A 16,326-nucleotide genomic window follows, 5' to 3' on the forward strand; every position below is an offset into this window, starting at 1 on the left:
TCAGGTCCCTGCAAATATAATCACAAAAGTAAGCAGAAAGCTAGGGTTAAACTTAAGCCAACTGTGTAGGGGCACCGCGGAAATTGTCCCCAGAGAGTGTATTTCAGCTAAGAACAGACGGAGCAACACGGATTTATCCTGTTGCGTAGTATCTACTTAGAATACCCTCGGCAGAGAGCCAGGGGAGTAGTTAAGGTAAACTATCAGAGAATCTTGAAAGAGGACTCCCGTTATAATTTTTAATTTAGCGGTGAGATGAATTACAAAAATGTAAATTAATTGCACGTTCTCCCAACAGATTTTGTGTTAAGATCAAATAGTATTTAGTTAGAAGTTGAATAACAAAGTTGATTACTTTAACTTACCAATACAAGCTTAAACCAACTCAGCATCAAGAGGCAGAAATAAACCAGATTCTTGATGTTTGTAAAAGTGTATATAACTACGCTTTAAGAGAGTGTAAAGATTGGTTGAGTTCAAGGAAGTCACCAATCAATAGTTGCTCAATCCTAACTGAATATATTATCCCTGCTGATGCACCTTATCCTAATTACAATCATCAAGCAAAAAACCTAACAATAGCGAAGAAGACTAACCTTAAATTAAAGTCAGTTAATGCTCAAGTTCTACAACAAACTTTAAAAACTTTAGAGAGGGCATTTTCGGAAATGAAATCTCTGGGTAAAGGCTTCCCTAGATTTAAGAAAAAGATGAGAAGCTTTGTTTTTCCTGCCATGCTGAAAAATTGTTTAGGTAATAATAGGATTAAACTACCTCAACTAGGTTGGATAAAAATTAGACAAAGTAGGCCGTATCCAGATGTTTTTCAAGCTAAACAAGCTAGAATAGTTAGAAAAGCTACTGGTTATTATTTGATGATTACCTTTTTTTCATCAGAGTCTGTCCCAGAAAATCTAATAGGTGAAAGGTCATTAGGTATAGATGCAGGTATAGAAAGTTTTGTAGCTACTTCCACTGGCAAATTAATCAAATCTCCTAAGTTTTTATTGAGTTCACTGCGGTAGGGGCGAATGGCCATTCGCCCCTACAATTGGCGAGCGACCCCGCGTCGCCTCCAGGCGCAAGCGGTCAGACCCCGCGTCGCCTCCAGGCGCAAGGGAATGCTGACCAAGAGAGGGAACGCGCGAGCTTGCTGCAAAGAAGACTTAAGAAGAAAACAAGAGGTTCAAATAACTGGTTAAAACTCCAGAATAAAATAGCTAGATTACATGAAAAAATAGCTAATACAAGACGAGATTGGCATTTTAAACTAGCTCATCAACTTTGCGATTTTACAGACAATATTTTTGTTGAACATCTGAATTTTAAGTCTTGGTCTAGAGGTATTGTTAGAAAACAATCTTTGGATTCTGGAGTTGGTCAGTTTATCAACGAAATATTGCCTTATGTTTGCTGGAAACGAGGTAAGTATTATGCCAAAGTTGACAAGAATTATACATCTCAAGAATGTCTTTTATGTGGTCATATTCAGAAGAAGAAATTGTCTGATAGAAAACATAATTGCAGCAACTGTAACTATCAAATAGATCGTGATGTAGCTGCTGCAAAAGTGATTAGAAAAAGAGGATTAATAGCCGTGGGGCACACGGTTAAAGAAAAAGCTTGTGGAGATGGTCTGACGGGGGTACAAATCAAACAGGTTGAGTTGTTATCTAGTTAAGAATCTGTGATACAAGAATCTCCCGTTATAATCTCCGATTTAACGGTGAGAGTGTCAAGTGTTGAAAAATCTATAGGACTCAAACAAACTATGACATCTTATGCTACTGCCACTGCCAGAGCCGAAATGAGTGAAATTAGGCGCCTAAAAGGCTTACTACCACCAGAATTACAAAGTTGGGTCATGGTAGAAAAGTCCATTGAAGTTAATCCTCCACTCATTCGCAGCGAAGAAATAGGCAAAGACCAAATAGAAATATCCATTGACCTCACACTTTGGGAGCAATTAGCATTAGACCAACGTAACCTATTATTTTGGCATGAAGTGGCCAGAATTCAAAACGATACAATTCCCAGGGATGGTTGGGAAATGGCTGCCCTTGCTATTGGTTTAGGGGGTGCTGTGGGTGAGCTATGGGTACAGGATGGTCTACTTTTAGTTCTAGCTTTAGCCTTGTGTGGTGTATCTGGGTATAGACTCTATCAGAAGAATAATGGAGAACGTAATCTCAAAGAAGCAATAGAAGCAGACGATAAGGCGATCGCCTTAGCAACTCGTTTCGGTTACTCACTTCCTAATGCTTATAAAAGTCTGGGCAGCGCTCTGAAAACTTTAATCGAACAAACCCCCAAAAAACGACAAAGGGCCAAGTATGAAGCACGACTTCAAGCTCTCAAGCGCAGTGCTACTAAAGCTAAGGCAAGAGTTAAAGGAAGTCGTGAAACTTCACGCTCTGAAAATATCTATAATTAGACAGGAAATCTTGAGTGGGTTAGTAATAAATTCATCAAAACTAGAATCACTCATAAGTAACAACCCACTCAAATTGATTCTAGTTAGGGCTTGCTGATTAATTATAAAAGTATTGACAGATATTGGTTTTAGCGTTTTAGAGTTGAAAAAAGTACCAGCTTTGGAATGGAAAAAGCTCATGCATGCTAGTATTTTGGGACGATTATGCCAGAAAAATTGAGAGACAATTCTTACCCCTACCTCCTCGCTCCCGAGCCATTTCTCCTGTCTCCTGTCTCCTGTCTCCTGTCTGCTACAAAGAGCAAAAAGACTTTCCATAAGCAAACCCTAGTTATTTTGGTGTTATTATGGCGATATAACTAGATTAACAGAAAAAGCAGTTTGGTTTCTGCTGATACTATCTGAATATGTTCTATTCTTGAACGTAGTTGGCAGAGATTAGTATACTTAAGTTCATACATTAGTATCTAAACTATTGCTAATCATTAATCTAGAGGGTGGTCTAACCATTAAGGTAATTTCTATACGATTGTTTGAGCATAATTCTGAAGCTGATTATGCTAAAAAAATATCAGAAATCACTTTTGTAGAAACAAAACTATAATCATCAAAAATAGGAATCAAGATTTCATGGTCAGCCAAACCTCAGAAACAGATATTCAAGTCACTTTTAGGGATAAAACTCCCGTGGTTCATTTGCCTCTTCGTTTTACTGTCTCAGAGGCAGAATTATTTAAATCAACTTGCCAAAAACTTTTCCAATCAGAAAATACTATAACCAAAATTATTATTGATTTTAGTAAGACTAATTTTATAGATAGTTGTGGAATTGGTTCTCTAGTCACAAATTTAAAAATAGCAAGAGAAAAAAATATAGAATTTATACTATCTGATGTTAATTCTCTAGTTATGGGAGTATTTTGTTTAACTGGACTAGACAAAATTTTAATCATCGAACAATCTCCACATTCAGAAGTTAAAAGCAAAAGCAATAGTAAACCAGAAGAAAATCAACTTCCTGTTACTCATCCTTCTGTCAAATCTTGGGTAAAACGTCTGATTGATATTGTCGGTGCTTTAGTAGGATTATTTATTACAGGTATTTTGTTTATTCCCATCGCTATTTTTATTAAGCTTGATAGTCCTGGTCCGATATTTTTTGGTCAAATACGATGTGGTTGGATGGGAAAAAATTTCCGAATGTGGAAATTTCGCTCTATGTGTGTAAATGCAGAACAACTTAAGAGTAAAATCAAAAATCAAGCTCAAGGTGCAATCTTTAAAAATGAAAATGATCCACGAATTACTAAAGTTGGTAGCTTTTTGAGGCGAAAGAGTTTGGATGAGTTACCTCAGTTTTGGAATGTACTGAAGGGAGATATGAGTTTAGTTGGAACTAGACCCCCAACTCCTGATGAAGTGGAACGTTATGAAGTACCTCAATGGCAACGTTTAGATGTTAAACCTGGTATGACAGGAGAATGGCAAGTTAATGGCCGTTCTCAAGTGAAAAATTTTGAAGATATTATTAGGTTGGACTTAAAGTATCAACAAAATTGGAGTCTAATGTACGATATAAAGTTAATTATTAAGACTGTGGGAATTTTATTTAAGAAAAGTGGTGGAGCTTATTAGGGTATTGAAAATACTATACTTTCTCCTTATCTTTCTGGAGCTATAACTTTTTTCCACTAAGATATTAGCTTTAAATCTCTATATGTTTAAATGATTATAGATTTAAGTTTTATAGAAGAAGGAAGAAGGAAGAGGGAAGAAGGAAGAGGGAAGAAGAAAGAAGGAAAAATATTACGTTGCCTGAGTTTTAAGCTCTCGATCTGTCCTAACCTTTCCTTTAACTATTTTATCTGTATTAGCCTTACATATTCTGAATATATTTCTAGTGTTTAGTTTTTTCTGGATAAATCTGATTATTCTAACTTAAATTATTAAGCTTAACTAGCTTCAAGTATATTTATTATCAATAAACTAAGAAAATCGAACTATTTAATTACATTAGATATTTTGCATAGATAGACAACAGAAGCTTAACATCTGATTATTAAAGAAGTTTTGTGAAATACCTAAAGACGAGAAAATAAATCAACTAAAAATCAAGTCTTTTGATTGAAACATATATGGTCAATCCCTTTTTATTATAGCTAATTCTAAAATAGCAATTTATAAGGCTTTTACCTTCTATTAGATAACTCCAATAGTAAAAAATCCAATTAATTATCGTATTCTTATTCATTAATTATTTCTGCCTACTCCCTACGGACGTTGTATGTAACGTCCCTATAACCTACTCCCTGGAGACATCTATTAGTTATGCTCGAAATATAACTGAATTATGGCTTGCTGATTAAATCTAAAAGCACTGACATATAAAGGTTTTCGCCTTTTTAGGTCGAAAAAAGTGCCAGGCTTTTCAGTCCAAAAAGCTCAAAAACTCAGTATTCTAGGCAGGAGCAGAAAAATCACTCTTACAATTCTCCCTCCTGCCTACTCTATCATTCCTCGTTTTTTCTCACTTAGTCCCCCTGATACCATTTCTCCATGAAGTTGCGCTTAATAAAAGATAACAGCTATTAGTAAAATTCAGGTTTGGGTAAGAATTATTAAGCGCATTGTTACAGAGAAATGGTATGACTTCCCCTCCACGGTCGGGTCCCGCGGGTGGGTTGACTCCTCACCCTGCCAAAATACTTTTTCAGCAAACCCTAATTACTTAAACTATGCGTATTCTTATTTATTCCTATAATTATTACCCAGAACCAATTGGTATTGCTCCCTTAATGACGGAATTGGCAGAAGGTTTTGTGAAGCGTGGTCATCAAGTTCGTGTAGTGACTGGTATGCCAAATTATCCTGAACGTAAAATTTATGATGAATATAAAGGAAAGTTTTTTTTAACTGAGGAACTAAATGGTGTAACAGTCCAACGTAGTTATATCTATATTAAAGGTTCTAAACCAGGGGTTTTAGATCGATTATTGTTAGATGGTAGTTTTATTGTTTCTAGTCTTTGGCAAGCTTTTAATGGTTGGAAACCCGATGTGATTTTTGCCACTACTCCTCCTATATTAATTTCTTTACCTGTTAGTTTTTACGGATTATTTTCTAATTCTTCTGTGGTCTTAAATATTCAGGATATTGTTTCTGAAGCTGCTGTAAGAGTTGGGTTAGTTAAAAAAGATAGTTGGATAGTACGCATAGCTCAAGCTGTAGAAAAATTAGCTTATCTAAAAGCTGCTAAAATTAGCGTTATTGCTGAAGATTTTGTCACTAATTTAGTTGAACAAGGGGTTTCTCCAGACCGACTTGTTTGTATTCCTAATTGGGTAGACCTGAATTTTATTAGACCTCTGAATAAAAATAATCAATTTAGAGAGGAACATAATCTTCAAGATAAATTTGTCGTTGTTTATTCTGGGAATATTGCTCTAACTCAAGGGTTAGAAACGGTAGTTAAAGCTGCTGTTAGTCTCAAGGAAAAATCGGAAATTTGTTTCGTAATTTTGGGGGAAGAAAAAGCACGTCAACAATTAAAAGAGTGTTGTGATAAATATCAAGCAGATAATGTACTTTTGCTCCCTTTAGTACCACGAGAAAAATTACCAGAAATGTTATCTGCTGCTGATATTGGGTTAGTAATACAGAAAAAGACTGTTACTGCTTTTAATTTACCTTCAAAAATTCCTGTTATTCTTGCTAGTGGTCGTCCAATAGTAGCTTCTGTCCCAGATACAGGTACGGCAATAAGAGTTGTTTCTGAAAGTGGTGGTGGAATAGTAGTTACTCCAGAAGATTCTCAAGCTTTGGCAGAAGCAATTTTAGAATTATATGAAAATCCAGAGAAACTTGAGCAACTGGGTCAGCAAGGGAGAAAATATGCAGAGGAAAATTTTGGGTCTAAAAATGCTTTGAATAGTTATGAAGCTTTATTTACTGAAATTTTAAATTTGAAGGAAGAAGGAAGGAGGAAGAAGAAAAAAGGAAAAAGGAAGGAGGAAGAAGGTTGATGAAATTTTAAATTTGAAGGAAAAAGGAAGGAGGAAAAAGGTTGATTATTATAGGCATTTCCAAAAATTAAAAATAAAATTTATTCCGATCCATAAGTTATGAATTAGAGCTTGCTGATTAAATATCAAAGTATTGACTGGTATTGGTTAAAGCATTTTTTTTTCTAAAAAAGTACCAGCTTTTCAGCTCAAAAAGCTAAAAAAGCTAGTATTTTCGGACAATTATGGCACAATAATCTTGGGACAATTTTTCCGACTACATCCTCTATAATTCCTCTAACTCCTGTCTTCCACTCCAGGGAGGGGTTAGGGGTGGGTTGTCTCCTGTCTCCTGTTTTCTACCCCCTACTAAAAGAATTTTTCAGCAAATCCGAATTACTTCTCCCTATTGCCTATTCCCTCTTTTATGGATAGGAAACAAGGAAAAAATATTTACCCAGTCAGTTTTAAAGATGCTTTCTATACAAAAAAAGTTTTTGTTTATTCACGTTCCTAAAACAGCAGGTAATTCAATTTAGAATGTTCTAAAGCATTACTCTGAAGAGGAAATTGTATGCCTTAACTCTTTGCAAGATGGTGTAGAAAGATTTGAAGTAAGAAATAAAAATTTTCCTAACATACATAAACACTCATCTTTACTTGACTACTATCAAGTTTTGTCACCTGATGTTTTTCATTCTCTTTATAAATTTGCCGTTCTTAGAAACCCTTGGGAAAGAATGATTTCTTACTTTTTTTCGCCACATCGTCAAACTCAAAAGTGGAATAGAGATGAGTTTATTGATTTATTGCGAAAAGTCCCAACAATGTTTTACTATCTAAATACTCGTGGTTTACTGTCAAGCAAACCCGAAGTTCATTTTGTTATGTATTTTGAATCTCTTGAGAACGACTTCAGAAAAGTATTCCAAATATTAGAATTAGAAAACTTTCAGCTCCCTGTCCGTAATAAATCAAATCGAGAAGATTATTGGAAATATTATGATTCTGAATTAGTTGATATGGTGGCACATAAGTATGCAACAGAGATTGAGTATGCTGGGCATTCTTTTTGCAAACCAACAAATAAATTGATTTGACTACTCTACAAAATTTAGAAAAATTGAAATAGAACTAACTAATTTTTAGTAAACTCAAATTTCTGATTTTAATACCTTGTAGCAGAACGCACTTCTGCTGAGTACAGAAGGTTTTTCTATTTTTATAGCACTATGTTAATTAGTTAGGATAATTGGTAAATCCTGTTTGCGGAGCATTGACCTAGAAAAAACTCACTCATATCGTATCCTTGCGGAGCGTTTCATTAATGGATAATTGATAATGGATAATTGATAATTACCTCTGGTTAAAACCGTTCTTGATTGAATATAAGGAAATATTATTTCTTTTTTTTTCCCTTAAAAGGGGAGGCTTTAAACCAGAATTATTTAATTATTAATTAGTTAATTATTCGGTAAATAAGAGCATTAATGTCTATAGGAAATTTAAGCCTTCTCTCCTAAATAACTAAAGCCTTCTTTGATAAATAAAGCCTTCTTTCTTTCCTACTTCTTACTTCTTACTTCTTACTTCTTCCTTCTTCCTTCTTCCTTTGCCATAAATTCAGAATTTTTAAAAAGTTAACAACTCTTTTTAAAAAATAGAGGTAGGTTTTCATTTGAATAAAATCTCTAGAAAACCTACCGCTAAATTTTTTGTAATTCCGAAAATACTAGAATTAATATTAATTGCTTGCTGCTTTAACGAATTTTTCTACTAATGGCATTACATGGTCAACATCTTTCCAACCAAGTATTTCTGTCACCTTTTTCTGTAAGTTTTTGTAGGTTCTAAAAAATTCTGCTATTTCTTCTAATCGATGAGGTGCTATATCTTGGAGAGATTTAACCTCAGTGTAGCGCGGGTCTTTGTCCGGGACACAGAGAATTTTTTCATCTCTGTCCCCTCCATCAATCATCTCTAACATTCCGATGGGTCTTGCTGCAATAACGCATCCAGGAAATGTTGGTTCATCCATAATTACCATTCCATCAAGGGGGTCGTCATCATCTGCTAGGGTGTTAGGGACAAAACCATAATCGTAAGGATATTGTACGGAAGAATAAAGTACTCGGTCAAGGGCAAAGGCTTGTAAATCTTTATCAAACTCGTATTTATTTTTACTTCCTGCGGGAATTTCTATCAGGACATTTATTAGTCCTGGTTCTGGTTGGGCTGGAATTAGCGATAAATCCACAAAATTTCTCCATTTTAACTAAAAAAGAGTATATCAGGACTCTGAACTAAAAGGAAGTAGGAAAGTCAAGCGATCGCCTGAGCTTATCAAAGTTTTAATTTAGATAGAGTCCAGAGGTTGTGCTTCTAAGGCAGAAAGCACTTATTCTGAGAGAGACTTTCTCTGTTTATTACCAAAATAAATGAAATATAAATTCGGTCACTCTCTCTAGTAAATGGAATAGTAGAGCGCCAGAAATAACTTGGAAAAATTACTCATCATCACTATTTCTAGTCTCCACTTATATTTCTGTTGATTTTCATGTCTTACTCTCAGCGAAAAGAAGTAGGAAAATTTCAGTAACTTACCCCAGAATTATGTTGTTAGAGAGGATAAGGAAAAATTGATTTATTAAACTCGTCCCTAATAGATGATTAGTATTTTGCCAAAGTTCAGATAGTTTTATCCATCTCAAGGACTCCAACTAAATAAAATATAAATTCGGTCGCTATCTAAAATAAATGGAATAGTAGAGCGCCAAAAATAATAAGGAAAAATTACTCATTATCCTATTTCTAGTCTCCACTTATATTTCTGTTGATTTTTCATGTCTTACTCTGAGGGGAAAAGAAGTAGAAAAATTTCAGTAACCTACTCCAGAGAGCATAAAGAAAAATTTATTTCTAAGGAACTCAAAAAAATATAGGGTTGTAAATATTCTCGCTACGACAAAGAATTAGCCCAGGGGAGATGGGGAGATTTGTATATTTGCACAATTAAATGTATTTCTGATGAATATTCTCGCTACGACAAAGAATTAGCCCTGCCCCTAACCCCTCCCAGGAGGGGAACGACCGAGTCAGGAGGGAATAAAGAAGAAGAAAGAGGAATAGGAAGAAAGAGGAATAGAAGGAGAAAGTTTTTCGGGGAGTTTCATTAATTGATAATTGATAATGGATAATTAATAATTACCTCGGGTTTTAACCGAGAGGATTGAATATAAGGAGATATTATTTCTTTTTTTTCCCCTTAAAAGGGGAGGTTTTAAACCATAATTATTTAATAATTAATAATTAATAATTAATAATTCTGTAAAGGTCATGGATCTCCATCGCGCTCTGATCCCGACATCATATCATACCTCAAATTACCGAATAATTAATAATTAATAATTATTAATTATTCGCGCTTTGAAGCCGACCCTTTTAAGGGGAAAAAAAAGACAATATTCCTTATATTCAATTCCGTAACGGTTAAAACCCGAGGTAATTATCCATTAATGAACAATGCCCACCTAAGACCTAAGACTTAAGACCTACCACCTACAACCTTCTTTATTCTTTAGCCTTAGCCTCCAAATTTTCCAAGCGACTTTTCAATTCCTGATTTTCTTTTTTCATTTTATCAAATTCCTGACGTAATTGCTTCAAAGCCTGATCAGAACCAATATTTTTCTGCACTTTCTGTACCGCTTCCTCAGCTCGACGACGTACTCGACCATCAGCAGTTTGATCGGCTATACTCTGCAAAATTGCAATTGCTTTAGCAGTTTCCATTTGCGACAATGCAGCTACTACAGACATCTGAGTCAAGAAAAATGTTTCCCGTGATAACTCTGTCAGTCGTTGCAAAATACGTTCCAAATTAACAGGAGACTGAGCAGTAGAAATTGTTCCTAGAGAACGAATAGAACTCAAACGTAACGACTGCGGTACACCAAGAACAGTGTATTTCAAAATCTGATTCAAAGCAGTTTCAGAAGTCTTCATCTTACTCAACGCCGATATAGCACCAGAACGCACTACCTCATTCCAACCCTGTTTTTCTGCTAATACCCACTTCAACAATTTAATTACCTTTTCCTCAGTTGGCTTTTGATCGGAGTTAGCATTGGCAGCAGCAATATCTCCAATTCCAGACACAGCAGCAGCTTCTACATAATAACTAGCATCGCCATTTTTCACTAAAGATTTTAGTTGCTGATAACTTTTATTGGTTTTTATTTGTGTTAGTGCTTCCACCACAGCACGACGCACGCGAGCATCTTCGTCGTTTAAACCTGTAACCAAACTATCAAAAACCTGGTCTAGTTGAATTTTTGCTAGTTGCTTCACCACTTCAAGGCGCACACCCCAAAAAGGTTCCTCTATCAGCGCCTTTGATAATACTTTCACAACTTCTAAACCGCCTTTTTTCACCAACGCCTCGGCAGCATAGATACGAGATATAGGGTCTGGGTCAAATTCTAATTGTGCTTTTAGCTCCGCCATTGGATATACCAGTTTCACTGTTTTGAGATAGTTATTACCAACATCAAAACTGATAAATTTGGGTTTTTCTGGAAGGGGAAAATAAAAGGTTTGTTCCTGCTCATGTATTCGTACAGTGAAAGTTGTCAATTCTGTTTTTTCTTCTTTGAGATAACCAAAAGCAATAGGAATTTTTAGGTCAAATAATTCTTTACTTGAATCCCCATTTTTATCGTTTTTAACTAGAGTTTGTTTTACTGTTACTTTAGCTAATTTACTATCACCATCCCAAGCATAATTAACCTGATAATCAGGATGACCGCCCCGAAAAACATATTGGTCAAATAAGAATAGTAAATTCCGTCCTGTTGCCTGTTCAATTGCTCTTAATAAATCGATAGTTTCCACTGTTTGATGAGCATTATTTTTCACAAAAGTATGAATAGCTTTTGTAAATAATTCATCTCCTAATTCAGTTTTAATCATGTGATAAACACAAGCACCTTTTTCATAAAGATGACGGTCATAAAGCTCTATTGCTTCCCGATAAATATTAGTAACAATCGGACGACGATAGCGAGACTTATCCTCAGCAATATAACTTCGAGCTTCTTTCAATAGATAATAAGCAGCATCATCTTGACCATATTCATGCTCTGTCCATAATACTTCTGAGTAAGAAGCCATTCCTTCTTTAATCCAGGCATGAGACCAATGTTTAATTACAATTAAATCACCGAACCATTGATGGGCAAGTTCGTGAGCCACTAAACTTTCAGAATTACGGTTATCTAAGGCTGCTCTTTCATCTAGTAAACATCTATCTGTTAGTAAAGTTGTAGAAGTATTTTCCATCCCTCCAAAAATAAATTCATTAACGCAAACTTGAGCATATTTAGGATAAGGATATTTATAGCCAAATTCTTGACTAAAAAATTCAATCATTTGGGGAGTTTTCCCCATAGTTCGTCGAGCATCATCTTGACGTTTTTTTTCTACATAATAAGTAACGGGAATACCATTCCATTCATCTTTAATTTCGGCAAATTTACCCACTGCTAAGGTCATTAAATATGTAGGATGAACTTGTTTTTGCATCCAATGATAAGTTTTGTGCTCTTCACTTTCTTCGGTGTTAATAAGTTCACCATTGGAGATAGCAATAAATTTATGGGGTACTTTAACGCGAATTTCTGATGTTGATAGTTGACCGGGGTAGTCGAAACAGGGAAACCAGTAGCGAGAGTCTTCGTCTTCACCTTGGGTCCAGACTTGGGTAGGTTTATTTGGATAATGTTTGTCCGGAGTAATGAAATAGATACCTCGTTGAGGGTTGTTTGCAGCGTAGGCGATCGCTACTTTTATTTGTTGACCTGCTTCAGTAGCGGGTTGCAAATAAATCTGTAATTCTTTACCATCGTAGTCAAAAGTTTGTTCAGCGTCGTTAATTTTTATAGATTGAATTTCTAAGTCAACTGCATCAAGAGTTAATTTATCAATCCCACTCCGTACAGGGTTTAAACTAATGATACAATTGCCATGAAAACTATGATGAGGAATGTCAAGTTCTAGATCGAGGAAAATATGTTCTACTTGGCCTGGACGGTCGGGGTTATAATGGGGTTTGGCACCTGGTAATTCAAAAGATTTGGAATTATTTTCAGAATCAAAGTAAATATTGGACATTCTATGTGTTTTTTTGATATGTATTGGACAAAAATCTAGTATATCTGTTATATCATGTCCGTTTAATTAGTGAGAATAAAGTTCTTAGGTGGTAGATGGTAGATTGTAGGTTGTAGGTTTCAATAATTGATAATTGATAATTGATAATTGATAATTAGGGTTTGCGCTCATAAAGCTAAAAGTCAGGATAGCTAAGGCTATTGAGCTTTTTATATTCAATTTATCTCCAAGTTTATGGCTCTTATTAGCATCAATTTACTGAAATTTTTTGCTGAAATTCAAGAAAATTTCTTCACATAAAATGACCAGAACCGTTGTCTGTTCCCCCATTCTCCGCGTCTGGTGCGTCTGGTGCGTCCGGTGTGTCCTACCCCCACCAACCAATTTTTTCAGCAAACCCTAATTATATCATGTCCGGTTGAACAGTGATAAATAAATAACTACGGAGTCCTCAGGAGTCAACCCACCCCTCGCCCCTCCTGGGAGGGGAAGTCAGGAGTCAGGAGGAAAGAGGGAAGGAAGAAGAAGAACTGGAGTTGAAGGAGAAAGTTTTTTATCACTAATTATCCGGACATGATATAATTCGGTATAAAAAAATGTTCCATCTTCAACCATTACCAAATATTTCTCGATCCCCCCATCTCCCCATCCCCCTATAATATAACCCACTATTATTTAACGCACTCTAAAGTCGGCAACTTCAAGTGCAGGAGTATTTTCTAGAAGTGCGAATTGACTACCATTCCCAAAACCAGTTGCACTGCCATTTTGATTATAGAATAATCCACCAGTAGTAGAATTGTAAGTAATTAGTGCATCGCTAGTTGCAGCATCTGCATCAGTAGTCACAACTTCAAACTCACTGACAGTAATACCATTTTCAATAGCAGTCAGGGCAGTAAATGTTCTCCTGTCAAGCACAATTAAATCTTGCCCTGGAGTAAAGTCTACGATAGTATCGACACCTATTTCTGTTGAAAATGCTGCATTGGTGTTGAAGATGAACAAGTCGCGACTAGCGCCACCAGTCATAGTATCAGAACCAGGACCTCCGTTTAGACGATCGCGACCAAAACGACCCTCCAATATATCTGCACCATTACCACCAATAATAATATCGGAACCACGACCGCCTATTAAATTATCATCACCATTCTGTCCTCTGATGTCATCGTTACCTATTCCACCAATTAAGGTATCATCATCATCACCACCAATGAGGCGATCGTTACCACGGTTGCCTTCGATTCGATCATTGCCCTCATTGCCCCGCAGTATATCGCGTCCTCCAAGACCGCTGATATTATCATTGCCTTCTAAACCGTTAATAATATCGCCATCAGGAGTTCCATCAAGGTTATCATCACCGTCTGTACCATTTATTACTCCAGGAGGTGGTGGTGGAGGTGGTGCTGGTTGATTAACTGTAATGTCAAAGGAAGTGGCAGCAATATTTCCACCTTCACCGTCGCTGACTGTAAAGGTAAAGTTATCGTTCTGTTCATTTCCACCAGCAGTGTTTTGGTAAGTTAATAAACTGGCGTTAATATCCGCTTGAGTGAATGTGCCATTTACTGCTACTGCTGCACCGTCAAGTATTAACTGACCGTTTGTTGGTAACTCAGTAACGGTGTAAGTAACTTCATTTGGTGGGTTATCAGTATCTGTGACTGCTAAGACAGCGTTAGAAATGGCTGCGTTAGCACCATCGTCTAGACTGACTCCGGCATTAGTTGCTAATACTGGGGGTTCATTTACTGGAGGTGGTGGTGGAGGTGGTGCTGGTTGATTAACTGTAATGTCAAAGGAAGTAGCTTCAATATTTCCGCCTTCACCGTCGCTGACTGTAAAAGTGAAGTTATCGCTAGTTTCATCTCCACCAGCAGTGTTTTGGTAAGTTAATAAACCAGCGTTAATATTTGCCTGAGTGAATGTACCATTTACTGCTACTGCTGCACCGTCAAGTATTAACTGACCGTTTGTTGGTAACTCAGTAACGCTGTAAGTAACTTCATTTGGTGGGTTATCAGTATCTGTGACTGCTAAGACAGCGTTAGAAATGGCTGCGTTAGCACCATCGTCTAGACTGACTCCGGCATTAGTTGCTAATACAGGAACTATATTTACTGGAGGTGGTACTATCTGGTTTACTGTAATATTGAATGGTGTGGCAGCAATTTCTCCACCTGCTCCATCGCTGACTGTAAAAGTGAAGTTATCAGCGGTTTCATCTCCACCAGCAGTGTTTTGGTAAGTTAATAAACCAGCATTAATATTTGCCTGAGTGAATGTACCATTTACTGCTACTGCTGCACCGTCGAGTATTAACTGACCGTTTGTTGGTAACGCAGTGACTGTGTAGGTAACTTCTGCTGCGGTATTGTCAGGATCTGTGACTGTTAATACAGCATTAGAAATGGCTACATTAGCACCATCCTCTAGGCTAACTCCACCATTAATTGACAATACTGGAGGTTGGTTTTGTACAGGAGTTACAGTAATATTGAATGTAGTTTGCCCAATTACACCACCTGCTCCGTCAGTTGCAGTAAAGACAAAACTATCACCAACATCTCCACCACCATCGTTATTTTGATACAATAACTGGCTACCGTTGATGTTAGCTTGAGTGAAAGTCCCACCAACAGCTAGAGGAGTACCACTTAAAAGTAAATTACCTACAGTGGGAAGAGTATTAACAGTGTAAGTAATTTCCTCTGCGGTTTGTTCTACATCAGTAATTTGCAGGTTAGTATTTAAGATTGGTAGAGTTGCACCATCCTCTATAGTTAATCCCGCATTAACATCAAGTGTTGGATCTGTATTAGGAGCGACAACATCTGTTTCAGTTAGATCGACAGTACCGTTAACCTCTGTAATAGTACCACCATCACTAACAAAGGTCTCCCCAACGACGGAAAGTTCTCCCTCTTGAAGCTCTATCGTTCCAGAGTTGGTAAAAACAACATCATCAAATTGAGTAGCACCAGTGGAGGTTTTAACAACACTACCAGCATTGTTGAATTGTTCAGCAGTAGAGATGAACTCACCATTGTATGTAGCGTTATTGGAAATATTGAATGTGCCATTATTGTTAAAAATGGCTCCATTATTAGCATTAATATTTCCAGTACCCGACCAGTTAGTAGTACCGTTGTTATCAATAGTTCGTTCGTCGATAGTTTTGCCAAAATCACCACTAACATTCAGAGTACCTGTGGCACCAATAGTTGTACGACCAACTCCGCCTTGAGTACCGCCACTCCAGTCAACAGTACCTGTTATATTCAGATTTCCAGGACCATCAACAGTACCACCACTCTGCTCGAAGTTGACTGCATTGATGGTGTCAGTAGTAGCACCACCTACACTGAATGTGCCTCCTGAAACTCTGGTTGTACCACTACCTGTAAAAGCTGCTCCTTGATTTAAGTTATGAGTGCCACCGTCAAACTCTACTACGGAACCTTCAGCAGTATTGAATGTACCAGTGCTAGTACCACCATTACCAATAGTAATTGAACCTATCTGAGCATCTACAGTACCAGTGTTGTTAAAGACGTTATCCTCAAAATCAGTCTCGCCGGTACCTACTGTTTTAGTTAGGGTACCAGTATTATTGAAGGAGGTAGAACCATCAAAGTCACCAAAAAATGACTCAGAGTTTTGAATATCGAATGTACCAGTGTTATTGAAAGTAGCACCATCTACAGCAGAGAT

Annotated in this window: 10 protein-coding genes; 7 read left to right on the forward strand and 3 right to left on the reverse strand. The window is 36.6% G+C overall.

The window, feature by feature from the left end; translation table 11 throughout:
* The first annotated feature begins 347 nt into the window (after positions 1-347).
* The 7 genes from F6K15_RS11505 to F6K15_RS11535 all read left to right on the forward strand — a co-directional run bounded on the left by F6K15_RS11505 (position 348) and on the right by F6K15_RS11535 (position 7,535).
* Entirely contained in the window at positions 348-1,025 is a 678-nt protein-coding gene (locus F6K15_RS11505; RefSeq protein WP_293060881.1) for a transposase, read from the forward strand.
* Positions 1,026-1,150: 125 nt separating this feature from the next.
* Positions 1,151-1,681 (forward strand): RNA-guided endonuclease InsQ/TnpB family protein, encoded by a 531-nt coding sequence (locus F6K15_RS11510; protein WP_375341059.1) that lies wholly within the window; start codon positions 1,151-1,153, stop codon positions 1,679-1,681.
* 90 nt (positions 1,682-1,771) lie between these two features.
* Positions 1,772-2,434 (forward strand): DUF3318 domain-containing protein, encoded by a 663-nt coding sequence (locus F6K15_RS11515; protein ID WP_202223408.1) that lies wholly within the window; start codon positions 1,772-1,774, stop codon positions 2,432-2,434.
* A gap of 630 nt (positions 2,435-3,064) precedes the next feature.
* The gene (locus tag F6K15_RS11520; RefSeq protein ID WP_293060887.1) at positions 3,065-4,069 is read left to right on the forward strand and encodes an exopolysaccharide biosynthesis polyprenyl glycosylphosphotransferase; all 1,005 of its coding nucleotides are present in this window, start codon (positions 3,065-3,067) and stop codon (positions 4,067-4,069) included.
* 90 nt (positions 4,070-4,159) lie between these two features.
* Entirely contained in the window at positions 4,160-4,342 is a 183-nt protein-coding gene (locus tag F6K15_RS11525; protein ID WP_293060889.1) for a hypothetical protein, read from the forward strand.
* Between the two features lie 827 nt (positions 4,343-5,169).
* The gene (locus tag F6K15_RS11530; RefSeq protein ID WP_293060891.1) at positions 5,170-6,456 is read left to right on the forward strand and encodes a glycosyltransferase family 4 protein; all 1,287 of its coding nucleotides are present in this window, start codon (positions 5,170-5,172) and stop codon (positions 6,454-6,456) included.
* A 566-nt stretch (positions 6,457-7,022) separates the two neighbouring features.
* Positions 7,023-7,535, forward strand: a complete 513-nt coding sequence (locus F6K15_RS11535; RefSeq protein ID WP_293060893.1) for a sulfotransferase family 2 domain-containing protein — start codon at positions 7,023-7,025, stop codon at positions 7,533-7,535.
* Positions 7,536-8,179: 644 nt separating this feature from the next.
* Here the strand turns inward: F6K15_RS11535 and F6K15_RS11540 are convergent.
* The 3 genes from F6K15_RS11540 to F6K15_RS11550 form a co-directional block, all read right to left on the reverse strand.
* Entirely contained in the window at positions 8,180-8,692 is a 513-nt protein-coding gene (locus F6K15_RS11540; protein ID WP_293060895.1) for an inorganic diphosphatase, read from the reverse strand.
* Between the two features lie 1,313 nt (positions 8,693-10,005).
* The gene (locus F6K15_RS11545; RefSeq protein WP_293060897.1) at positions 10,006-12,606 is read right to left on the reverse strand and encodes a M1 family metallopeptidase; all 2,601 of its coding nucleotides are present in this window, start codon (positions 12,604-12,606) and stop codon (positions 10,006-10,008) included.
* Between the two features lie 675 nt (positions 12,607-13,281).
* Positions 13,282-16,326, reverse strand: a 3,045-nt coding sequence (locus F6K15_RS11550; RefSeq protein ID WP_293060899.1) for a cadherin-like domain-containing protein, incomplete at its 5' end; no start/stop codon positions are given.

The organism is Okeania sp. SIO2B3, from assembly GCF_010672525.1.
In the GTDB taxonomy this organism is placed as follows: Bacteria; Cyanobacteriota; Cyanobacteriia; order Cyanobacteriales; family Microcoleaceae; genus Okeania.